At 72.1% G+C, this 21,046-nt stretch carries 22 protein-coding genes and 6 tRNA genes; 9 read left to right on the top strand and 19 right to left on the bottom strand.

Features of this window, described 5'->3' with window-relative positions:
- Window positions 1–2: 2 nt before the first annotated feature.
- The 10 genes from ASE01_RS03295 to ASE01_RS03255 form a co-directional block, all read right to left on the bottom strand.
- The gene (locus ASE01_RS03295) at window positions 3–248 is read right to left on the bottom strand and encodes a helix-turn-helix transcriptional regulator (protein WP_056748533.1); all 246 of its coding nucleotides are present in this window, start codon (window positions 246–248) and stop codon (window positions 3–5) included.
- A gap of 424 nt (window positions 249–672) precedes the next feature.
- Window positions 673–1,149 carry an HNH endonuclease gene (locus ASE01_RS03290; RefSeq protein WP_235535839.1) on the bottom strand — a complete coding sequence of 159 codons (477 nt, stop codon included), beginning with the start codon at window positions 1,147–1,149 and terminating at the stop codon, window positions 673–675.
- Between the two features lie 43 nt (window positions 1,150–1,192).
- Window positions 1,193–1,277, bottom strand: a tRNA-His gene (locus ASE01_RS24240).
- A gap of 2 nt (window positions 1,278–1,279) precedes the next feature.
- Window positions 1,280–1,351: transfer RNA gene (locus tag ASE01_RS03285), tRNA-Arg, on the bottom strand.
- Window positions 1,352–1,416: 65 nt separating this feature from the next.
- Window positions 1,417–1,788, bottom strand: a complete 372-nt coding sequence (locus ASE01_RS03280) for a WhiB family transcriptional regulator (protein WP_056748532.1) — start codon at window positions 1,786–1,788, stop codon at window positions 1,417–1,419.
- A gap of 44 nt (window positions 1,789–1,832) precedes the next feature.
- A tRNA-Lys gene (locus tag ASE01_RS03275) sits at window positions 1,833–1,907 on the bottom strand.
- 119 nt (window positions 1,908–2,026) lie between these two features.
- Window positions 2,027–2,098 (bottom strand) — tRNA-Asn (locus tag ASE01_RS03270).
- 21 nt (window positions 2,099–2,119) lie between these two features.
- Window positions 2,120–2,206 (bottom strand) — tRNA-Leu (locus ASE01_RS03265).
- Between the two features lies 1 nt (window position 2,207).
- Window positions 2,208–2,294, bottom strand: a tRNA-Leu gene (locus ASE01_RS03260).
- 315 nt (window positions 2,295–2,609) lie between these two features.
- Window positions 2,610–2,798, bottom strand: coding sequence for a hypothetical protein (locus ASE01_RS03255; protein ID WP_056748531.1), 189 nt, complete (start codon window positions 2,796–2,798; stop codon window positions 2,610–2,612).
- Between the two features lie 259 nt (window positions 2,799–3,057).
- On the opposite strand from ASE01_RS03255, the gene ASE01_RS03250 reads away from it, so the two are divergent.
- Together ASE01_RS03250 and ASE01_RS03245 are read left to right on the top strand one after the other, a co-directional pair.
- The gene (locus ASE01_RS03250; protein ID WP_056748530.1) at window positions 3,058–3,354 is read left to right on the top strand and encodes a DUF4193 domain-containing protein; all 297 of its coding nucleotides are present in this window, start codon (window positions 3,058–3,060) and stop codon (window positions 3,352–3,354) included.
- 55 nt (window positions 3,355–3,409) lie between these two features.
- Window positions 3,410–4,885, top strand: coding sequence for an amidase (locus ASE01_RS03245; protein WP_056748529.1), 1,476 nt, complete (start codon window positions 3,410–3,412; stop codon window positions 4,883–4,885).
- Between the two features lie 49 nt (window positions 4,886–4,934).
- Here the strand turns inward: ASE01_RS03245 and ASE01_RS03240 are convergent, their stop codons facing one another.
- Window positions 4,935–5,294, bottom strand: coding sequence for an ArsR/SmtB family transcription factor (locus ASE01_RS03240; RefSeq protein ID WP_056748616.1), 360 nt, complete (start codon window positions 5,292–5,294; stop codon window positions 4,935–4,937).
- Window positions 5,295–5,396: 102 nt separating this feature from the next.
- Here ASE01_RS03240 and ASE01_RS03235 point away from each other — a divergent pair, with 102 nt between their 5' ends.
- Complete coding sequence (locus ASE01_RS03235; RefSeq protein WP_056748528.1) at window positions 5,397–6,752, top strand: NAD(P)-binding domain-containing protein; 1,356 nt, start codon at window positions 5,397–5,399, stop codon at window positions 6,750–6,752.
- A gap of 48 nt (window positions 6,753–6,800) precedes the next feature.
- On the opposite strand, the gene ASE01_RS03230 is transcribed toward ASE01_RS03235, so the two are convergent.
- The 3 genes from ASE01_RS03230 to ASE01_RS03220 all read right to left on the bottom strand — a co-directional run bounded on the left by ASE01_RS03230 (window position 6,801) and on the right by ASE01_RS03220 (window position 8,489).
- Entirely contained in the window at window positions 6,801–7,196 is a 396-nt protein-coding gene (locus ASE01_RS03230) for an STAS domain-containing protein (protein WP_056748527.1), read from the bottom strand.
- A 128-nt stretch (window positions 7,197–7,324) separates the two neighbouring features.
- Window positions 7,325–7,762, bottom strand: a complete 438-nt coding sequence (locus ASE01_RS03225) for an arsenate reductase ArsC (protein ID WP_056748526.1) — start codon at window positions 7,760–7,762, stop codon at window positions 7,325–7,327.
- A gap of 28 nt (window positions 7,763–7,790) precedes the next feature.
- Entirely contained in the window at window positions 7,791–8,489 is a 699-nt protein-coding gene (locus ASE01_RS03220) for a helix-turn-helix domain-containing protein (protein WP_056748525.1), read from the bottom strand.
- Between the two features lie 38 nt (window positions 8,490–8,527).
- Here ASE01_RS03220 and ASE01_RS03215 point away from each other — a divergent pair, with 38 nt between their 5' ends.
- Window positions 8,528–9,265, top strand: a complete 738-nt coding sequence (locus ASE01_RS03215) for an aquaporin (protein ID WP_056748524.1) — start codon at window positions 8,528–8,530, stop codon at window positions 9,263–9,265.
- Between the two features lie 18 nt (window positions 9,266–9,283).
- Here the strand turns inward: ASE01_RS03215 and ASE01_RS03210 are convergent, their stop codons facing one another.
- Complete coding sequence (locus tag ASE01_RS03210; protein WP_082605756.1) at window positions 9,284–10,165, bottom strand: alpha/beta hydrolase family protein; 882 nt, start codon at window positions 10,163–10,165, stop codon at window positions 9,284–9,286.
- A gap of 37 nt (window positions 10,166–10,202) precedes the next feature.
- Window positions 10,203–10,658 (bottom strand): Lrp/AsnC family transcriptional regulator, encoded by a 456-nt coding sequence (locus ASE01_RS03205; protein WP_056748523.1) that lies wholly within the window; start codon window positions 10,656–10,658, stop codon window positions 10,203–10,205.
- Between the two features lie 132 nt (window positions 10,659–10,790).
- Here ASE01_RS03205 and ASE01_RS03200 point away from each other — a divergent pair, with 132 nt between their 5' ends.
- The 3 genes from ASE01_RS03200 (at window position 10,791) to ASE01_RS03190 (ending at window position 15,961) form a co-directional block, all read left to right on the top strand.
- A complete protein-coding gene (locus ASE01_RS03200) occupies window positions 10,791–14,318 on the top strand; it encodes an indolepyruvate ferredoxin oxidoreductase family protein (protein WP_056748614.1) in 3,528 nt (1,175 codons plus the stop codon).
- A 69-nt stretch (window positions 14,319–14,387) separates the two neighbouring features.
- A complete protein-coding gene (locus ASE01_RS03195; protein WP_056748522.1) occupies window positions 14,388–14,843 on the top strand; it encodes a MerR family transcriptional regulator in 456 nt (151 codons plus the stop codon).
- Window positions 14,844–14,905: 62 nt separating this feature from the next.
- A complete protein-coding gene (locus ASE01_RS03190) occupies window positions 14,906–15,961 on the top strand; it encodes an NAD(P)-dependent alcohol dehydrogenase (RefSeq protein ID WP_056748613.1) in 1,056 nt (351 codons plus the stop codon).
- Between the two features lie 242 nt (window positions 15,962–16,203).
- Here ASE01_RS03190 and ASE01_RS03185 read toward each other — a convergent pair whose 3' ends face one another.
- On the bottom strand, window positions 16,204–17,103 hold the full coding sequence (locus tag ASE01_RS03185; protein ID WP_056748521.1) for a LysR family transcriptional regulator: 900 nt from the start codon (window positions 17,101–17,103) through the stop codon (window positions 16,204–16,206).
- An 84-nt stretch (window positions 17,104–17,187) separates the two neighbouring features.
- Here ASE01_RS03185 and gabT point away from each other — a divergent pair, with 84 nt between their 5' ends.
- Window positions 17,188–18,555, top strand: a complete 1,368-nt coding sequence (gene gabT, locus ASE01_RS03180; protein ID WP_056748520.1) for a 4-aminobutyrate--2-oxoglutarate transaminase — start codon at window positions 17,188–17,190, stop codon at window positions 18,553–18,555.
- Complete coding sequence (locus ASE01_RS03175; protein ID WP_056748519.1) at window positions 18,552–20,036, top strand: NAD-dependent succinate-semialdehyde dehydrogenase; 1,485 nt, start codon at window positions 18,552–18,554, stop codon at window positions 20,034–20,036. Before gabT ends, ASE01_RS03175 begins: the two co-directional genes overlap by 4 nt.
- A gap of 222 nt (window positions 20,037–20,258) precedes the next feature.
- On the opposite strand, the gene ASE01_RS25380 is transcribed toward ASE01_RS03175, so the two are convergent.
- Both ASE01_RS25380 and ASE01_RS03170 read right to left on the bottom strand, forming a co-directional pair.
- Window positions 20,259–20,393, bottom strand: coding sequence for a hypothetical protein (locus ASE01_RS25380; protein ID WP_268788644.1), 135 nt, complete (start codon window positions 20,391–20,393; stop codon window positions 20,259–20,261).
- 149 nt (window positions 20,394–20,542) lie between these two features.
- Complete coding sequence (locus tag ASE01_RS03170; RefSeq protein ID WP_056748518.1) at window positions 20,543–21,010, bottom strand: MarR family winged helix-turn-helix transcriptional regulator; 468 nt, start codon at window positions 21,008–21,010, stop codon at window positions 20,543–20,545.
- Window positions 21,011–21,046 lie beyond the last annotated feature (36 nt).

The raw sequence follows: 21,046 nt of genomic DNA, 5'->3' as shown, positions 1-21,046 counted from the left end.
GCTCAGGACGCCATCCAGGCTGCGGCCTCGCGGTCCTTGGCGTCGAGCCAGGCTTCGACCGCGGAGCGGCGGTAGCGGACGTGCCGGCCGATGTGGAGGGCAACGGGTCCCGTGCGCTGAGTTCGCCACCGCTTCAAGGTCGCCTCGGGGACGCCACCGAGCATGTGGGAGACGTCCTCCGGCGTGAGGAGCGGGTCGGTGGCGGTGGTCGGGTTACCGGTGGTGGCGGGTGTCTTGCTCTCATTCATCGAAGTGATCCCTTCCGTACGCGCGCGGCGCCCTGCCGCATGCTGTTCTCCTAAGTGCGGTGGAGGGTCGGGAGCGATCAGAAATCGGGATATCGTGGGGAGCAGTGGGGTGCGAGCGGGGCCCAACAGGTCCCGGACGCAGAACGCAGAGGCGCAGCAGCGGTCGAGCGGTGGCCACTCGAAAGTGCGAGAGCAACGGCGAAGTGACACGTTTCGCCGCGCTTCTCCGATCCGGACCAGACCGGCGGGCATCCGGATGCGCCCGTTCTATGGCTTGAATACGCCCTTTCAGGCCACGATGGCTCTTCATGACCTGCACCTCCAGCGGTGACTAGGTCGTCAGTTCGATTCTGACAGGCGGCTCTGACGAAGAGGCCCCGCCGGCAGTGATGCCGGCGAGGGCCTCTCGTCGTTCCCGGGCTTCTCAGGCCCGCGCGGTCAGCTGCGCCCGGGTCGGGACGAACGGCTCGAACCGGAGCCGCATCCCGGCCTCCCGCGGCGTGCGGTTCCCCTTGCGGTGGTTGCACGGCTCGCAGGCGGCGACGCAGTTCAGCCACGACCACTCGCCTCCGCGCGAGCGGGGGAGGACGTGGTCGATGGTGGTCGCCTTCGCGCCGCAGTAGGCACAGCGGTGCCCGTCGCGGATGAAGACGCCGCCGCGGTGCCAGCCGGCCGGGCGGTAGAGCCACTTCGGGCTGATGTAGCGCAGCAGCCGGATGACCCGCGGCCACGGCCACGGTCCGGCCATCCGGCCCTCGACGGCCTCCTCGACGGCGGCCACCTTGCGGGCCACCATCTTGATGGCCTGCTGGAAGGACACCTTGCCGAGCGGCTCGTAGGAGGCGTTGAGCAGCAGCACGGCGCTGCCGTACGACGTACTGGTGGACATGGTCGTGCGCACCGCTGCCACCTCCTTCCTGTCTCGTCGGGTGTGCGATTCGCGTTGGGGTGACCGGTGGGAGTCGAACCCACTGCGCCCTCGCGGGCCCAGGACCACAACCTGGTGGACTGCCGTTGTCCATCGGTCACAGCGCCCTCGCCAGGAATCGAACCTGGATCCCCGGCTTCGTAGGCCGGTGTCGTGTCCGTTGGACCACGAAGGCAGGGCTGCTGGGTCGCCCCTCGGCCATCTCGCGATGGCCCCGCGCGCAGCCGGCGCGGTCGTTGCTCAGGCCGCCGAGACCTTCCTCGGGCGGCCCATCCTGCGGGGCTGGTCGACGGGCTTGCCGCCCTCCAGGAGGACGCCACCCCAGACGCCCCACTCGCCGCGGCGGACGCCGAGGTCGAGGCAGAGGTCCTTGGTCTCGCACCCGCCGCAGAAGTCCCGGGCGGCCGTGAGGGTCTCGTCGTCGGTCGGGTCGAAGAGCTCCGGCGCCCCGTGGTCCGCGCAGCGCCACCTGATGCTCGCGTCGCGCGGCGTCGGGTGGTCGTACGCCGCCGACACCGCCTTGGTGGTGAGGATGCTGTCGGCCTCGTCGTCGATCGATGCCCGGGTCGCCTTCGTGGTGGCGGGGCGTACTCGTCCGTTCCTGGTCTCCATGTGCTCCTCACCTCCTTCCGGTCTCGTCGAGCAGCACGTGGCGGTGCTCCGCCTGGGACTCGAACCCAGATTCATGCCCGGTTAAGAGCCGGGTGCACGGCCGATTGTGCGAGCGGAGCGGGGTCCCGAGGGGGACCGGTAGCGGGGCCACGAGTCGAACGTGGACCGGCGGGCTTATGAGACCCGAGGCGTCTCCCGACACCCGCTTGGTACGACGCACGGCCAGTGCGCCGTCGAGCTCCCCGACCAGGGCTCGAACCTGGAACCTCGCGGGTAACAACCGCGCGCGCTGCCATTGCGCCATCGAGGACTGCCCGCCCGGAGGCGGACGTGGTGCCCGCCCCCGGAGTCGAACCGGGATGCCCCGAAGGGCACGGCGTCCTGAACGCCGCGCGTCTACCTGTTGCGCCAGGCGGGCGTGGTGCTCACCGCGGGAGTCGAACCCGCACGTCCCGAAGGACACCGCGCCCTCAACGCGGTCCGTCTACCGATTCCGGCAGGTGAGCTCGGCGGCGAGCCGCTCCCTGTCGGGTTCGGCCGCTGCCTGATGTGTCCACTGTCGAGTTGGCCCCCGCTCCCCGTCGTACGACGGGGTCCGAGTCGGGAGAGGTGGTCCACGGCCGCGTGATGCGTGAGCCCGGTGCCGCTGCGCTGGTGGTCTCTCGACCAGTGCGCGGGTCCGGTGCCCGTGGGGCCTTCCGCGATGAAGTTGTCCGGTGAAGTCCGGTTGAGGTTGTCCGGGAACGACGAAGGGCCGCTCCGCGAGGCGTCTGCCTCGGCTGGAGCGGCCCTTCCCGTCATGGGTCTGGGTGCGTGAGCACTCAGGTCAGGGGCGGCTCCAGGGATGCGAGCAGCAGCGAGTCGTGGCTGCCGAGCACGATGCGCTTGGCGCCGTGCTCGATGCCGTGCTCGGTGCCGGCGAACGGTCGCTGGGGCATCACGAGGGCAGCACACATCGCACGATCCGCGTTCCCGCGCATCGTGGTGCTCTGGCTGCGATTCGTGCTCACCGTGCTCGTCCTTCGACTCCGCCGGCCCCCTCGTGGGCCCGTGCAGGAAGAACCGTAGGGGGAGGTGTCGGTCCCGGCCAAGCGACTTTCCGCGCTGGCCGTTGCGCAGCGGTGGTGGGCGGCGGCCATCGGTGCGGTGGCGGCCCGGCTTCTTCGGTCTCGCGGCGCGATTCCGGAACTGCGCAGGCATCAAGTCGGGCCGATTGGATACCTCACGACCCACACGATCAGCAGGGGCTGAGGAAGGGGGGGGACCCGGATGGCGACTGACTACGACGCACCGCGTCGCGGCGCGGAGGACGAGGATGCCGAATCCATCGAGGAGGTGAAGGCAGCCGCGGCGACCAAGAAGTCCCAGTCGCCCGAGGTCGACGAGGACGAGACCCTCGTCGCCGAGACGTTCGAGCTGCCCGGCGCCGACCTCTCCCACGAGAGCCTCGACATCACCGTCATCCCGCAGCAGCCCGACGAGTTCGTCTGCTCGAGCTGCTTCCTGGTCCACCACCATGCGGCCGCCGTGCAACCCGGCGCCACGGTGTGCCGCGACTGCGCCTGAGCCTGTCGACGAAGCGAGGGTCGAGGTCGCCGGAGGCCGTTGCTAACCTCGCCGGATGTCGAGCTATCGCGACCACGACGCTGTCGGCCTCGCCGGCCTGGTCCGCACCGGACAGACCACGCCCGAGGAGCTGCTGACCGAGGCCCGCAAGCGCGCCGCCGAGGTCGAGCCGCACATCAACGCGATCGTCCGGATGATCGACCCGCCCTCGCCGCACGCCGATGCGCCGGCCGGCGGGCGGCCGTTCGAGGGCGTGCCCTTCCTCGTCAAGGACCTGCACCAGGACATCGCGGGTGTGCCGACGAGCAGCGGCAGCCGTGCGCTGAAGGACGTCCCCGCCGCCGAGACGTCGACGGTCGCCGAGCGCTTCGTCGAGGCCGGGCTGGTCGTGTTCGGCCGGACCAGCAGCCCGGAGTTCGGGGCGAAGGGGGTCACCGAGCCGCACGCCTTCGGCGCCACCCGCAACCCGTGGGACCTCGACCACACGCCGGGCGGTTCCTCCGGTGGGAGCGCTGCCGCGGTCGCCGCGGGCGTCGTCCCGGCGGCCGCCGCGAGCGACGGCGGCGGGTCGATCCGGATCCCGGCCTCGGCCTGCGGGCTGTTCGGCCTCAAGTCGAGCCGCGGGCTGGTCCCGCACGGACCGGCCCACGGCGAGTCGATGGGCGGCATCGCGACGGACGGCGTCGTGTCCCGCAGTGTCCGGGACTCCGCCGCGCTGCTCGACGTCCTCGCCGGCCCGACCGACGTGTCGCCGTACCTCCCCGGCGGGCTGCCCGACGGGGGCTTCGCCGCCCAGCTCGAGCGCGAGCCGGGCCGGCTGCGGATCGGCCTGACCAGCGACAGCGCCGTCAACGCCGACCCGCACCCCGAGGCGCGTGCCGCCGTACGCCGCGCGGCGGACCTCTTGAGCGACCTGGGTCACGAGGTGGTGGAGGTCGCGATGCCCGTCGACGACGCCAGGCTGGCGCAGGACTTCCTCACTGCGTGGTTCGTGCACGCGGCGGTGTCGGTGCAGGAAGCACGTGAGGCCAGCGGAGCGGGGGAGTCGGCCTTCGAGCCCGACACCCGCGTGATGGCCGCGCTCGGCCGGGCGACGAGCGCCGTCGACTACGTCCGGGCGGTCGACGGCCGTCACGCCCACGTCCGGCGCCTGGCCGCGTTCCACGCGACGTACGACCTCCTGCTCACCCCCACCACGGCCACGCCCCCGCCGCGGATCGGGGCGCTCGACGTCCCGGGTCCGGTGGCGCTCGCGCAGAAGCTCCTGCTGACCGCCCGCGCCAGCGGCGTCCTGCGGTTCACCCCGATCGTCGAGCAGATGATCCACGAGAACCTCGGCTGGGTGCCCTACACCCAGATCGCCAACCTCACCGGCCGCCCGGCCATGAGCGTGCCGCTGCACTGGACGCCCGAGGGCCTGCCCATGGGCGTGCAGCTCGTCGGTGCTCTCGGCTCCGACGCCCTGCTGCTCCGGCTGGCGGCGCAGCTCGAGCGTGCCGCGCCGTGGTGGGACCGCCGCCCGCCCCTCTGATCCGGCGCGTGTCGGGTCAGCCCCGGCGCGCCGGGGACCGTACGGCGCGCTACCGGATCGCAGGCGCGAGCGCGCCGGCCAGTGATCCGAGGGCGTCGGGCGCGACGCGGTAGTAGGCCCACTTGCCGCGCTGCTCGCGGGTGGCCAGACCGGCGTCGACGAGCAGCTTCATGTGGTGCGACACCGTGGGCTGGCTGAGGCCGACGGGCTCGGTCATGTCGCAGATGCAGGCCTCGCCGTCCGCTGACGCGGCGATCAGCGAGAGCAGCTTGACCCGGGTCGGATCGCCGAGCGCCTTGAACATCCGGGCCAGGGTCTGCGCAGCCTCGTCGCTGACCAGTCCTCCGGTGACCGGGGAGCAGCAGGCCGCGAGGTCGTCGGGCTGGATCACCGGGAGCGGAGTGCGCATGCCGACCATTCTGCCGGACGCATTGACATTTGTCGATGCGTCCATAAGGTGGTCACATCGACGAACGTCGATGCAAGATGCGATCGAGACGAGGAGCGACTGATGAACGAGCTGGCCGACGCGGCACGTGGAGACCTGCCCGTGGTGGTGATCGGTGCCGGGCCCCAGGGCCTGGCCGCCGCCGCCCACCTGCTGGAGCGCGGACTGGTGCCGCTCGTGCTGGAGGCCGGCACGGGTCCGGCGTCGGCGGTCGCGGAGTGGGGCCACGTCCGGCTCTTCTCCGGCTGGCCCGAGCTCGTCGACCCCGCGTCCGCCCGGCTGCTGGAGCCGACTGGATGGGCCGCGCCCACCTCGGGCTACCCGACCGGCGCGGAGTGGATCGACGGCTACCTGGCCCCGTTGGCCGCGGTGCTCGGCGACCGCGTGCGGTACGACGCCCGCGTGATCGCCGTGTCCCGCAAGGGTCGCGACCGGCTGGTCGACGCCGACCGGGCAGGCGCCCCGTTCACCGTCCACGTGGCCGATGCCGGGGGCAACGAGTCCCGTCTCGAGGCCCGCGCGGTCATCGACGCCTCGGGAACCTGGCGGCTGCCGAGCCCGGCGGGTGCCGACGGCGTCCCCGCCCTCGGCGAGCGCGGCGCCGCCGACCTGCTCGCCTACCAGGTGCCGAATCGCGCCGAGCCGGCGCGCTACGCCGGCCGGCACGTCGTGGTGGTCGGCTCCGGTGACTCAGCCTTCAATGCCGTGCACGAGCTCGTGCAGATCGCCGAGCAGCACCCAGGCACCCGGATCACCTGGGCGATCCGCCGCGTCGTCGGCGATGGCACCTTCGGCGGCGGAGCCGCTGACGAGCTGCCGGAGCGCGGTGCCCTCGGGCAGCGGGCCAAGCGCGCTGTCGAGTCCGGGGTGGTCGAGCTGGTCACCGGCTTCCGCACCGCGCAGGTCCGTCGCGAGGACGGTCGTGCGGTGCTGGTGGGCGAGGACGGCAGGGAGCTCGCCCCCGCCGACTCCGTGGTCGTGCTGACCGGCTTCCGGCCCGACCTCTCGTTCCTGTCCGAGATGCGCCTCGACCTCGACCCGACGCTGGAGGCGCCGCGTCGGATCGCCGCCGAGATCGACCCCAACCTCCACTCCTGCGGCTCGGTGCAGGCGACCGGTGCGGCCGACCTCGCCCAGCCGGAGCCCGACCTCTACCTCGTCGGCATGAAGTCCTACGGACGCGCGCCGACCTTCCTCGCGCTCACCGGCTACGAGCAGGTGCGCAGTGTCGTCGCCGAGCTGGCCGGCGACCACGAGGCGGCCGCACGGGTCGAGCTGGTCCTGCCCGACACCGGAGTCTGTGGTGGCGCGGGCGTGTTCGACGACCCGGAGAGCTCCGGCGGCGGCTGCTGCGGTCCGGCGTCCCCCGCCCCGGACGTCGAGCTGGTGCAGATCGGCCGGTCACCGGTCGGCGCCTGACGGCCTGCCCGGTCCCGGGCTTGGTCGGGCTTGGTCTGAGACCGCTGGTCAGCGGCTCAGCACGCCCGGCACCGCGCGGCGCGACACCGAGGGGTCGCGCACCAGCATCGACTGGAGGCCGAGGTCAGCGAGCACCTTCGTGACGGTGGGGCTGGGATCCACCACGCCGAGGGCGGTGCCCTGGTGCAACGCGCGGTCGCGCGCCGCGATCAGGGTGGCGACGCCGGCGTAGCAGAGCGCGGTCACGTCCTTCATGTCGATCGCGAGGGCGTCCGGCACCTCGGCGAGGCAGGTGCCGATGGCCGACTCGAACGACGTGGCCGTGCCGTGCTCGACAGGGCCGGCGACGGCGACGGTCGTGAGGTGGGAGGCCGACCTGGTCGCGAGGCGCAAGGAGGCGGAGCGGGTGGCGGACCGGGAGCGGGAGGCCGAGGAAGGTGGCATGGCGGCGGTTCCGAACGTGATCTGATCGGCCAGGGCTGGTCAGCCGCCGTTGCTTGACGAGACCCGAGAGTCCATGGCCGCCCCTGACGCTACGCCGCCGCGCAGGCCTTGTCGAGAGCGGGATCCGCTCATTCGGAAGCTGCGCCGAGCTCGTCGAGGAGGGCCAACACGCGCCGCTCGATCTCGTCGCGCACGGGGCGCACGCCGTCGACGTCCATGCCGGCCGGGTCCTCGAGCTTCCAGTCCTCGTACCGCTTGCCGGGGAAGTAGGGGCACGCGTCGCCGCAGCCCATGGTGACCACGACATCGGCGCCGCGGACGATCTCGTCGGTCCACGGCTTGGGGAACTCGCGGGCGATGTCGATCCCGCGCTCCGCCATCGCCGCGACCGCGGAGGGGTTCACCTGATCGGCCGGCTCGGACCCGCCCGAGCGGGCGATCGCCCGACCGGCGGCGTGGTGGTTGAAGAAGCCCAGCGCCATCTGCGAGCGCCCGGCGTTGTGGACGCACAGGAACAGGACGACGGGTACGTCGGGAGTTGAGTCAGGAGTCGGGTCGGCGGCCATGGGAGGTCTCCTCAGGTGACGGGGATGGTCAGGACGCGCGGGCAAGCAGGGGGGTGAGCCGTGCGACGCGTGCGGCGAGGTCGTCGTGGGCCCGGTCGAAGCCGGCGCGTCCCCGGACGGCGACCGGGTCCGGGACGGACCAGTGGAGCCGGGCCGAGCTGCCGATCTCCTCGTGGGCGCGGTCGCACACGGTGACGACGAGGTCGTCGGCGCCGAGGGCCGGGGCCAGGTCGGCCAGGTGCTGGGGTACGACCTCGGGCAGGTCGAGGTCGTGGCGCCGGGCGACGGCCAGGGCACCGGGCGCGATGGCGCGCGCGGGGTGGGTGCCTGCCGAGGTCGCGGGGATGGGACTCGCCTGCCGCCACAGGGCGGCAGCGAGGTGGGAGCGAGCCGAGTTCGCAGTGCAGACGAACACCACGCGCCCCGGGACCGGCAGGGTCGGAGCGCCGAGGTCGTCGAGGGCGTGCTCGACCAGCCGCCAGTAGCTCCGCCGGCCGTCGCCCTCCGAGCGGTGCCGGGCGATGACGCCTGCCGACTCGAGGATCCCGAGGTGGTGGGCCAGCAGGTTGGACGCCGTCCCGAGCAGGGCCGAGAGCTCCGAGGAGGCTGCGTCTCCCAGGCCCAGCAGGTCGACGACCTGCAGCCGCGTTGGATCGGCGAGCGCCGCGAAGACTGCCGTCCTGCGGGTCAGCTCGTCACCCGTGCCCGAAACTCTCTCAATGTTCATTGAGTCAAGTTTGACTGAGCGACCCCCGGGACGTCAAGATGTGCGACGTGAGCACGCCCGCCCCCTCCCCGTTGCCGCGCCGCCTGCTCGCCGAGCTCCTCGGGACCTGCCTGCTGGTCGCCGTGGTCGTCGGCTCCGGCATCGCCGCGCAGACCCTCTCGCCCGACGACGTCGGTCTCCAGCTGCTGGAGAACTCGATGGCGACCGTCTTCGGACTGACCGTCCTGATCCTCTGGCTCGGTCCCGTCTCGGGGGCGCACTTCAACCCTGTCGTCTCGCTCGCGGACTGGTTCCTCGGGCGTCGTACGCGTGCGGGGTTGAGCCTGCCGGAGGTCGGTGCGTACGCCGTGGCGCAGGCCACCGGCGGCATCGCCGGAGCGGTGCTGGCCAATGTCATGTTCGAGGTCGACCTGGCGCTCTCGACCAAGGACCGTCTCGGCAGCGGCCACCTCGTCGCCGAGGTCGTCGCCACCGCCGGGCTCGTGGCGATCATCTTCGCCCTGGCCAGGACCGGTCGCGGCCTGCTCGCGGCGCCGGTCGTCGGAGCGTGGATCGGCGCGGCCTACTGGTTCACCAGCTCGACGTCCTTCGCCAACCCGGCCGTGACCCTCGGCAGGGTGTTCACCGACACCTTCGCCGGAATCGCCCCGGGCTCGGCGCCGGCCTTCGTCGGCATGCAGGTGGTCGGGCTCGTGGTCGGGATCGCGCTGACCCTGGCGTTGTACCCCGACGCCGGCGAGCACGCCGACGACGTGGTCGTCCCGCACAGCCGCTGACCGGCCGGAGAACGTCGCTCAGCCGATGCCGTCGAGGATCTCCAGCTGCCGCGTCCACGCGGCGGAGGTGGGGTCGATGACGACGAAGTGGTCACCGCTGACCTCGACCAGCTCGGCGGTGGCTCCGGCGGCGATCGCGCGCTCGACGTACGTCGCGGACTGTCGGAACGGCACGTTGCCGTCGATGGTCCCGTGCACGCACCAGACGGGTACGTCGAGAGGGAGCTGTTGCGCCGGGTCGTAGCGGGCGTCGGCCTCGGTCGCGGGGTGGCCCAGCAGCGCCTGGACGGCGCCGCCGCCGAGGCTCTCGGCATCGGCGGCGCGGAGGTCGAGGACGCCTGCCTGGCTGATCACGTGGGTCACCGGGACCGTGTTGGCCCAGCCGGACTCGCCGCGCCCCGCGGCCCAGGCGCCGAGGTGGCCGCCGGCGCTGTGGCCGAGGGTGACCACCGTCGACAGGTCGAGGTCGAGCTCGGCCAGCAGGTCGATCCCGGCGGCGACGTCGTCGAAGGTGGTGGGGGTCCCGCCGCCACCACCCTGGCCGTCGCCGACGCGGCGGTACTCCAGGTTCCACGCGGCCCAGCCCTCGGCGGCAAGGGCCTCGGCCAGCGGCGTACCGAGGTCCTGTGCGTTGTACTCCGACCTCCAGAAGCCGCCGTGGATGACGACCACGACGCCGCGCGGATCGCCCTCGGGCCGGTGGAGGTCGGCGTACTGGCTCGGGTCCTCGCCGTAGGTGTGACGGGTGGGCTCGGGCATCGCGCTGTCCTTCCGGGTGGGCTCGGGCGTGGGTTCGTCCTTCCCGGTCGGCTCGGGCTCGTCGCCGCAGGCCGTCAACGTGGTGAGGGCGCCGAGGCCGGTCAGGAGGCCGGCACCACCCAGGAATGTCCGACGGTTCATGTCCCGAAGCCTGTCACGGCGGGTGTCGGCAGGCGGGTCATCCGGAGGACGCGCGGTTCCACTCCTCCAGGATGACCAGCGTCCGGGTGCTCATCGCGGGACCTTCCGAGCGCAGCCGCGCGACCACCCGCCGCAGGTGCTCGACGCCGTCGACGCGCAGGCGCAGCAGGGCGTCGGGGTCGCCGGCGAGGGTGAGGATCTCCTCGACCTCCGGGATGCCCGAGACGAAGTCCATGATCGTGGCGATGTCGTGCGGGCCCTGGAAGCGCAGCTCGGCGATGGCCTCGATGCCGGTGGCGATCCGGCCGTGGTTGATCCGCACCGTGTAGCGCTCGATCACCCCCAGCTTCTCCAGGCGCGCGATCCGGCGTTGCACGGGCGCGACGGTGAGGCCCACGGCATCGGCGATCTCGCGCAGCGGTCGCCGCGAGTTCTCGCGCAGCAGGTCGAGGATCGCGCGGTCGGTGGGGTCCAGGGTGGCCGGTTCGCTCACGCAATGAACAGTACGTCGTTCCTCCACTTTGTTGCGCGAGTCGGCGCTGGTTCGTCGTGAGGGTTGCGAATCGTCGCTCAACCGGACGTCGAGCATTGTGACCCGGCGCACTGAGGGAGGATGCTCGTGCGCGTGACCGAGTTGCTTCACCGCCCCGCGTCCGAGCCCACCGCGCCGTACGACCTCGACGACCGTTTCCGGGTCGGCGCGGCGCCGACCCTGCTGACCGGTGTGCAGGCCATCGCCCGCCTGCTGGTCGAGCACCGCGCCCTCGACCGGCGCCGCGGACTCCACACGGCTTCCTTCGTCTCGGGCTACCAGGGCAGCCCGCTCGGTGGCCTGGACAAGATGCTCGGCGACATGCGCGACGTCCTCGACGCCAACGACATCCGCTTCGTCCCCGGCCTCAACGAGGAGCTCGCCGCGACGGCGGTCTGGGGCAGCCAGATCGACCTCCCCGCAGCCAACGCGACCCACGACGGCGTCACCGGCTTCTGGTACGGCAAGGGGCCGGGCGTCGACCGCGCCACCGACGCGCTGCGCCACGCCAACATGTACGGCGTCAACCGCCGTGGCGGCGCCGTTCTCCTCGTCGGCGACGACCCGGCATCGAAGTCCTCCACCGTGCCGGCCGTCAGCGAGCGCTCGCTCGCCGCGCTGGGGATCCCGGTGCTGTTCCCGCGCAACGCCACCGAGGTCGTGACGCTCGGGCTCCACGCGATCGAGATGTCGCGCGCCACGGGGTGCGTCGTCGCCCTCAAGATCGTCGCCGACGTCGCCGACGGTGCCTGGGTCGTCGACAGTGCCGACCTCGACCTCACCCCCGTGCACCCGGCCATCGACTGGAACGGCCAGCCCTACGCCTACACCCAGAGCCCGATCGTGCTGCGCCCGGCGATGATCGTCGGCGCCGAGGCGGAGCTCGTCGGACCGCGGACGGCGCTGGTGCACGAGTACTCCGCCCGCAACGGCCTCAACGTCACCGAGATCGACCCGCCGGACGCGCGGCTCGGACTGGTCGCCTCCGGCAGCTGCTTCGACTCCCTGCGCCAGGGGCTCAGCGACCTCGGCGTCAGCGACGACGCGCTCGCCGCGGCAGGCGTCCGCCTCCTGCGGATGGGCATGATGAGCCCCGTCGAGCCGGAGGCGATCCACCGGTTCGCCGACGGCCTCGAGGAGATCCTCGTCATCGAGGACAAGACCTCCTTCATGGAGATGCAGATCCGCGACCTCCTCTACGGCACCGACGCCGCCCCCCGGATCATCGGCAAGAAGGACGCCGCGGGCCAGCTGCTGGTCCCCGCCGACGGCGAGCTCACCGCCGGACGCCTGCTCGCGCCGCTGCGCCACGCGCTCGGCGACCGGCTCACCTTCACGCCGCCGCAGCGTCCGCGCACGGTCCTGCCGCTGCTCTCGGCCAGCCGGTCGGCGTACTTCTGCTCCGGCTGCCCGCACAACCGCTCGACCGTGCTCCCCGAGGGCTCGATGGGCGGCGGCGGCATCGGCTGCCATGTCATGGTGACCATCTCCGACCGCGCCGAGAGCGCGGTGACCGGCGTCACCCAGATGGGTGGCGAGGGCGCGCAGTGGATCGGCCAGTCGTGGTTCACCGACGCCGACCACATCTTCCAGAACGTCGGCGACGGCACCTTCTTCCACTCCGCCCAGCTCGCCGTCCAGGCGTGCATCGCGGCGGGGGTGAACATCACCTACAAGGTGCTCTACAACGACGTCGTCGCGATGACCGGCGCGCAGGACGCCGAGGGCGCGCTCGGCGTCCCCGCGCTCACCCACAAGCTGCACACCGAGGGCGTCAAGAAGATCATCATCTGCGCCGACGAGCCCGACCGGCACCGCAAGCGCGACCTGGCCCCCGGCACGCTGCTGTGGGACCGCGACCGCCTCGACGAGGCCCAGCGGCTGCTGCGCGACGTGCCCGGAGTGACCGTGCTGATCTACGACCAGCACTGCGCCGCCGACGCCCGCCGCCAGCGCAAGCGGGGCTCGCTGCCGTCGCGCACCAAGCGCGTCGTCATCAACGAGGCCGTCTGCGAGGGCTGCGGCGACTGCGGAGCGAAGAGCAACTGCCTCTCGGTGCAGCCGGTCGACACGGAGTACGGCCGCAAGACCCGCATCGAGCAGACCTCCTGCAACACCGACTACAGCTGCCTCGACGGCGACTGCCCGTCCTTCGTCACCGTGGAGACCGCGCCGAGTGCGCGTCGTGCACGCAAGGCGGGCAGGGCTGGCAAGGCGGGCAAGGCGGGCACGACTGCCGGACGGAAGAAGCCGTCCTACCCGACCCCGCCGAGCGTGGTCGCGAGCAGCGCCGACGAGCGGGTCGCCACGACCCAGAACGTCTACATGGTGGGCATCGGCGGCACCGGCATCGTCACGGTCAACCAGGTCCTGGCGACGGCCGCGCTGCGCGCGGGGTACGCCGTGGAGTCGCTCGACCAGACGGGCATGAGCCAGAAGGCGGGGCCCGTCACCGCGCACCTGCGGTTCGCGGCCGGTGACCTCGAGCCGGCGAACCGACTCACCCCCGGGTCGGCCGACTGCTTCCTCGGCTTCGACCTGCTGGCCCTGGCCGAGGACCGCAACCTCGCCTTCGGCAACGCGGCGCTGACCCGCACGGTCGTCTCGACCAGTCGGACCGCCACCGGTGCCATGGTCGAGGACCACACGGTCCTGCACCCCGACGAGTCCGGTCTGCTGGACCGGGTGCGCACGGCGAGCCTCGAGCTCTTCGACTTCGACGCCCTCGAGGCGGCGGAGCGGATCTTCGGCAACACCGTCGCCGCCAACTTCCTGCTCGTCGGTGCCGCCCACCAGACCGGAGCCCTGCGGCTCCCGGCCGCCGCGATCGAGGAGGCCATCGCGATCAACGGCACCGCCGTGGCGGCCAACGTCGCCGCCTTCCGCTGGGGTCGCGTCGCCATCACCGATCCGGCCGCGTTCCGTGCCGCCAACGAGCGGGTGGTGACGGTCCGCGAGCGTCACGTGCCGGCCTCGGTCGCCGCGTCCGGTCTCCAGGGCGAGGTCCTGCGGCTGGTCGAGCAGCGTGCTGCCGACCTGGTCGACTACCAGGACGAGAAGCTCGCCGACGCCTACGTCGCCGCGGTCGTCGACGTCGTCGCCTCCGAGCGCGCCGTCACCACCGACACCCGGCTGGGCGAGGCCTTTGCGCGTCACCTGTTCAAGCTCACGGCGTACAAGGACGAGTACGAGGTGGCCCGCCTGCTCACCGATCCGGCGTTCCTCGCCGAGACCGGTGGCGCCTTCCCCGCCGGCACGATCTCCTTCCAGCTGCACCCGCCGGTGCTGAAGGCGATGGGGCGCACGAAGAAGATCGCCTTCGGCCCACGCTCCCACGGCTCGCTGCGGACCCTGGCCCGGATGAAGCGCCTGCGCGGCACGGCGGCCGACCCGTTCGGTCGGGCGCACGTGCGTCGCGTCGAGCGGGCGCTGCGGGATCACTACCGAGACCTGGTCACCGACCTCGCCCGCGACCTGGCGCCCGGGTCCTACGACCGGGCGGTCGCGATCGCGGAGCTGCCCGACATGGTCCGTGGCTACGAGGGCGTCAAGCTGCGCAACGTGGAGGCGTACGTCGCGAGCCTCGTCGCGCTGGGTGCGGAGCCGCCGGTCCTGCCGTGACACGCGCTGCGGTGGGGTGCCGCAGGTCACCTTTGACTTCAAGTACTTGAAGTTCCTACGCTCGATGAAGTGAGTGCACGAGCCGACACCCGGACCTTCTCGATCAAGGAAGCATCGGCGCTGACGGGACTCCCGGCCAGCACGCTGCGCTACTACGAGTCGATCGGGGTCGTCCGCCCGCCGAGCCGATCGGCGAGCAGCGGCCACCGCGTCTACGACGAGGACGACCTCGACGTGCTGATGTGGGTGGCCTGCCTGAGCGCGACGGGCATGTCGGTCAACGACATGCGCCAGTACGTCGCGAACAGCGTGCTCGGCCCTGCTGCCGCCGGGCTCCAGGTGGAGCTGCTCGCCGCCCAGGGAAGGCGCCTGGAGCGGGAGGCCGAGCTGCTCGCCGTACGACGTCGGTACGTCCAGCTCAAGGTGGACTACTGGAAGGCGGTCGTGGCCGGCGACGAGGAGGGTGCGGCGACGTGGTCGGCCTCCGCCGCAGAGCTCGCAGACGAGCTGAGGAAGGCCAAGTGAACTCCGCAATGAACGCAGCAATGAACTCCGCAATGAACGCAGTCGATGAGGAGAAGAGTCCCATGAGCTACACCCGCACCGAGGTCATCGCCCACGCCGCACCGGCGAGCGGCGAGCCGTTGGTCCGCACCACGATCGAGCGCCGCGAGGTCGGCGCCAACGACGTGCTGATCTCCATCGAGTACGCCGGCATCTGCCACTCCGACATCCACACGGTCCGAGGTGACTGGGGTCCCCAGCCCTACCCGGTCGTCCCCGGTCACGAGATCGTCGGCATCGTCACCGAGGTCGGCTCGGCCGTGACCCGGCACGAGGTCGGCCAGCGCGTCGGCGTCGGCTGCCTCGTCAACGCCTGCCGTGAGTGCGTTGCCTGCCTCGGCGGCGACGAGCAGTTCTGCCTGAACGGCTCCGTCGGCACCTACGCCGCGCGGGACCGCGACGGCAGCACCACCCAGGGCGGCTACTCCACGCACGTCGTCGTCGACGAGCACTTCGTGCTCTCGGTGCCCGAGGGCCTCGACCCCGCGGCGGCCGCACCGCTGCTGTGCGCCGGCATCACGACGTACTCCCCGCTGCGCCACTGGGGCGCAGGTCCCGGCAAGAAGGTCGCCGTCGTCGGCCTCGGCGGCCTGGGCCACATGGGCGTCAAGATCGCCCACGCCCTCGGCGCCGAGGTGACCGTGCTGTCGCAGTCGCTGAAGAAGCAGGAGGACGCGGAGCGCCTGGGCGCCGACGACTACCACGCGACCAGCGACCCGGCGACCTTCGAGGTGCTCGCCGGCCGGTTCGACATCATCATCAACACGGTCAGCGCGAGCATCGACGCCAACGCCTACCTCGGCCTGCTCGCCGTCGGTGGCGCGATGGTCAACGTCGGGGCCCCTCCGTCGGCGTTCGAGGTGTCGCCGATGGCGCTCATCTACGGCCGCAAGTCGTTCTCGGGTTCGATGATCGGCGGTATCGCCGAGACCCAGGAGATGCTCGACTTCTGCGCCGAGCACGGCATCGGCTCCGAGATCGAGGTCATCGCTGCCGACGCGATCAACGAGGCGTACGAGCGGGTCCTCGCCTCGGACGTGCGCTACCGGTTCGTGATCGACGCGAGCACGATCGTCTGACCCGCACGCCGCTTGTAACTACGTGTTCGTGTCGCGTTCCGCGTGTCACAGCGCCCGGGTAGGTGCCACAGCACGGCGGTAGCCGGATGGGCAGGTGGGGGGCGTTGCGCCGGATGTGCCGGGCCGGAGTGCGTCGTACCGCGCTCTCGGCCTCGGCACTCCCGTCAACTCCGGTCATCTTCCCGGGCGCTGTTGCACCTACCCGGGTGCTGTGAGGCGGTTTTTCGAGCACGAACACGTAGTTACAAGCCCGCTCGCCACGACGACGGCGGGTAGCGCTCGGCGCAGAAGCCCGCCAGGCGCGCGGCGATCGCGGCCAGCTCGGTCGCGGCGTGGTGCTGGGGGTCCCAGGCGGCGACCAGCCTGAGGCTGAGGGGGGTGCCGGAGGCGTCGAGGACCAGGGCTCGCTCGAGGTCGAAACGCGGGTCGTCGGACACCACGGCGACGCCGCGGCGGGCAGCAGCGAGGGCCTGGGCGACCTGCGGGTTGGAGCACTCCGCGACCTCGCGGGGTGCGATCGTGGCGCGCAGGAGGGCCTCGTCGAGGAGCGTCCGGGGGCGGGAGCCGGGGTCGAGGACCAGGAGGCGCTGGTCGGCGAGCTCGGCGACGGGTACGGCGTCGCGGCCGGCGTACGGATGATCGGCGTGGACGTAGGCCCACACCGGGAGCTCGGCGACCGTCGCGCTCGCGAGGTGGCGTGGCGGCGGGATGGTCAGCACGGCCAGGTCGAGGTGGTCCAGGAGACCGTCGACGGCCTGCGCCGAGTGCGCCTCCTGCACCGTGATCAGTGGATCCTCGGGCCCGAGTGTGGCCAGGAAGGGCGCGACCACGTCGGTGAGGGTCGTGGTGGGCGCGGCGGCGCGGACCCGCTCCAGGCGTCCGGCGGCGAGCGCCTCGGCCAGTGACCGGGCGGCCTCCGAGCTGGTCAGCACGTCGCGTGCGGCCGCCAGGAAGGTGTGGCCGGCCGCGGTCAGGCTCAGCCGCCGGTGGTGCCGGTGGAAGAGGCTGACGCCGACCTGGCGCTCGAGCTGCTGGACCTGCCGCGACAGGGCGGGCTGGGTGACGTGGAGCGCGGCCGCCGCTGCGCTCACCGATCCCAGGTCGGCGACGGTGCTGAAGGTGGTCAGGAGGCGCAGGTCCATGCATCGAGAATATGCCGTGAGGACATGCAAATCCGAACCAACTGGCATTGGACGACATGCAAGGGCGCGGCGCACCATGAAGAGGTGACCGAGACGTCTGCCCCCGCGCCCGCGCCCACCGCCCAGCCGGAGCTCGACCGAGCCCGTCGCCTGGTCACCGAGATCCCGGGCCCCCGCTCGATCGCGCTGATGGCCCGCAAGACCGCAGCCGTCGCGTCGGGCGTCGGCACGACGATGCCCGTGTTCGCGGCGCACGCCGGCGGCGGACTGGTCGAGGACGTCGACGGCAACGTGCTGATCGACCTCGGCTCCGGCATCGCGGTCACCACCGTCGGTTCCAGTGCGCCCCGCGTCGTCGCAGCCGTCCAGGAGCAGGCCGCCGCGTTCACGCACACCTGCTTCATGGTCACGCCCTACGAGGGGTACGTCGCCGTTGCCGAGCAGCTGAACCGGCTCACCCCGGGCGACCACGACAAGCGCTCGGTGCTCTTCAATTCCGGCGCCGAGGCCGTCGAGAACGCGGTCAAGATCGCCCGCCACCACACCGGTCGCCAGGCCGTCGTCGTCTTCGACCACGCCTATCACGGCCGCACCAACCTGACGATGGCGATGACCGCCAAGTCGATGCCCTACAAGCACGGGTTCGGGCCGTTCGCCGCCGAGGTCTACCGGGCGCCGCTGTCCTACCCCTACCGCGACGGGGATCTCGACGGTGCGGACGCCGCCGCACGAGCCATCGACGTCATCGAGAAGCAGGTCGGTGCCGCCAACCTGGCCGCTGTCGTGATCGAGCCGATCCAGGGGGAGGGCGGCTTCATCGTCCCCGCCGAGGGCTTCCTCGCCGGGCTGGTCGACTGGTGCCGGGCCAACGGCGTGGTGTTCGTCGCCGACGAGGTGCAGAGCGGTTTCGCCCGCACCGGCGCGATGTTCGCGTGCGACCACGAGGACGTCGTACCCGACCTGATCGTGACGGCCAAGGGCATCGCGGGCGGCCTTCCGCTGTCCGCCGTCACCGGTCGCGCCGAGATGATGGACGCCGTCCACGCGGGCGGACTGGGCGGGACGTACGGCGGCAACCCGCTCGCCTGCGCCGCGGCGCTCGCGGTCATCGAGACCATCGAGGCCGACGGCCTGGTGGCGCGGGCCGGCGCGATCGAGGACCTGGTGGTCGCGCGGCTCGGGACGATCGCTGCCCGGGACAGCCGGATCGGGGAGATCCGGGGGCGTGGCGCGATGCTCGCCGTCGAGCTCGTCGTGGCCGACACCGACGCCCCGGACCCCGCACTGGCCAGGGAGATCGCCGCGCGGTGCCACGCCGAGGGGGTCATCGTCCTCACCTGCGGCACCTACGGCAACGTCCTGCGCTTCCTGCCTCCGCTCTCGATCACCGACGCCCAGCTGCACGAGGCCTTCGACGTCGTCGAGGCAGCGCTCGCCGGGATCGCCCGATGAGCACGGTCGCGACGGCGACCTCGCTCGAGGAGATCCTCGCCCGGCTCGCGCCGGCACACGGGGTGCACATCGGCGGAGCCTGGCTGCGCGGCGACCTCGGGACCTACGACGTCGACGACCCCGCCGACAAGGCGGTCCTCGCCGCGGTCGGCAATGCCGGCGCCGACCAGGCCACGGCAGCGGTCGACGCCGCCGCGGCGGCCGCCGCGGGCTGGGCCGCGACCCCGCCGCGTCGTCGCTCGGAGATCCTGCACCGGGCCTTCGAGCTGATGCGACGCGACGCCGACGAGCTCGCCACCCTGATCTGCGCCGAGAACGGCAAGTCGGTCGCCGACGCCCGTGCCGAGGTCGCCTACGCGGGGGAGTTCTTCCGCTGGTTCGCCGAGGAGGCGGTGCGCATCGACGGCTCCTTCGGGTCGGCGCCCGCGGGCGGCGTCCGCTCGGTCGTGACCCGTCGCCCGGTCGGGATCGCTGCCCTGGTGACGCCGTGGAACTTCCCGGCGGCGATGGCGACCCGCAAGATCGCCCCCGCGCTGGCCGCGGGGTGCACGGTCGTGCTCAAGCCCGCAGCCGAGACGCCCCTGACGGCGTTCGCCGTCGCCCGCCTGCTCGCCGAGGCCGGGGTGCCCGCGGGAGTCGTCAACGTCGTACCCACCACCGAACCGGACGACGTCGTCGGCACCTGGCTGGCCGACCCGCGGGTCCGCAAGATCTCCTTCACCGGCTCGACCGGCGTCGGGCGCCACCTGCTGCGCCAGGCCGCCGACCGGGTCCTCAATGCCTCGATGGAGCTCGGCGGCAACGCACCCTTCGTCGTCACCGAGGACGCCGACGTGGTCGCCGCCGTCGACGGGGCGATGGTCGCGAAGTTCCGCGGTGGCGGCCAGGCCTGCACCGCCGCGAACCGGCTCTACGTGCACGTCGCCGTGGCCGAGGAGTTCACCGCGCTCCTCGCCCAGCGGGTGTCCGCGCTGGTGGTCGGCCGCGGCGCGGAGCCGGGCACCGAGATCGGACCCCTCATCAACGCCCGCGCGGTCGACCGGGTCAACGGGCTGCTCGACGACGCGCTGGCCGGCGGCGCGCGGGTGGTCGCCCGCGCCGAGGTGCCCGACGGTCTCAGCGGCTACTTCCTCGCACCGACCGTCGTTGCCGACGTCGCCCCCGACGCACGGCTCGTGCAGGAGGAGATCTTCGCCCCGGTCGCGCCGATCGTGACCTGGGACGACGAGGACACACTGGTCGAGCTGGTCAACGACAGCGAGATGGGCCTGGCGGCGTACGTCTTCGCCGGGGACCTCAAGCGCGCGCTGCAGCTCGCCGAGCGGATCGACGCCGGCATGGTCGGGATCAACCGGGGCCTGGTCTCCGACCCGTCGGCGCCCTTCGGTGGCCTCAAACAGAGCGGCCTCGGCCGCGAGGGTGCCCATGAAGGGCTCGAGGAGTACCAGGAGACCCAGTACTTCAGCGTGGACTGGAGCTGATCCGTCGCGCGGGGTGCTCGCGTGCGGGCCGACGTCCGCTGCAACACGCTGTTGGCGTTGCGGGCGCCGAGTTGCGCTGCAACACGCTGTCCACCTCACTACCCGACAGTTCCCGTCTCGAAAGCCGTGCTGGGACGGCGTGGAAGAGACGACAACCCTTGGGTGGTCAGGTGGACAGCGTGTTGCAGCCCAGGCCGGCCCGCGACCAGGCCGCCGCCCGCGTCACAGCGTGAACCACGTGACCAGCAGGCCTCCCGTGCAGTGCTGACAGCTGGCGACGGTGCCGCCCTCGTGCTTGATGTGCGCGAGCAGGCCGTCGAGGTCTGCCTTCGTCGTGGTCGTGGTGTGCCAGGTCATGACCGGCCTCCGTTCGATGGGTGCTCGTCGTTGAGCTCCCATCGATGGTGCGCCTGTCGACCCCGCTCGCGCGCCCTCCGCTGGGGGGAGAGTCCTAGGCCCAACGGGCCATTCGTCCTGGCCATCCGGAGGGGTACGACGAGTCCGGCTCAACCCTCGACGGCGGCGACGATCTTCGTCAGGATCCGGCGCAGGTCCGCCACGTCGGTGGCGCTGAGCTGGTCGAACACCAGCCGTCGCACGGTGGCGACGTGGCCGGGGGCGACCTCGTCGAGCAGTGCCTGGCCGGCGGGGGTGAGGGCGGCGTACTGCATGCGCTTGTCCTCGGTGCACTGGCTGCGCTCGACCCATCCGCGCTGCTCGAGCCCGGCGACCGCGTGGGAGAGGCGTGACGGGCTGGTCGCCGTCTGGTGAGCCAGGGCGCTCATTGACAGGGTGCGGTCCGGCTGCGCGGAGAGCATCGCGAGGATCCCGTAGTGGGCGTGGTTGATGCCGGCCGTCTCGCGGAGCTGCCGGTCCAGTGCGTGGGGCAGCTGGACGAACGTCCGCATGAACGGCAGCCAGGCCGCCATCTGCTCGTCGGTGAGCCAGAGGTCGTCGGGTACGTCGTCGGACATGGCTCCTCCTTCGGCTCGCTTGCCTGTCGGGGCGAC

The sequence above is a fragment of the Nocardioides sp. Root190 genome, assembly GCF_001428565.1.
Classification (GTDB): Bacteria; Actinomycetota; Actinomycetes; order Propionibacteriales; family Nocardioidaceae; genus Nocardioides.
Note: the sequence above shows the minus strand (reverse complement) of the source record. Positions and strands in the feature narration are given on the sequence as shown.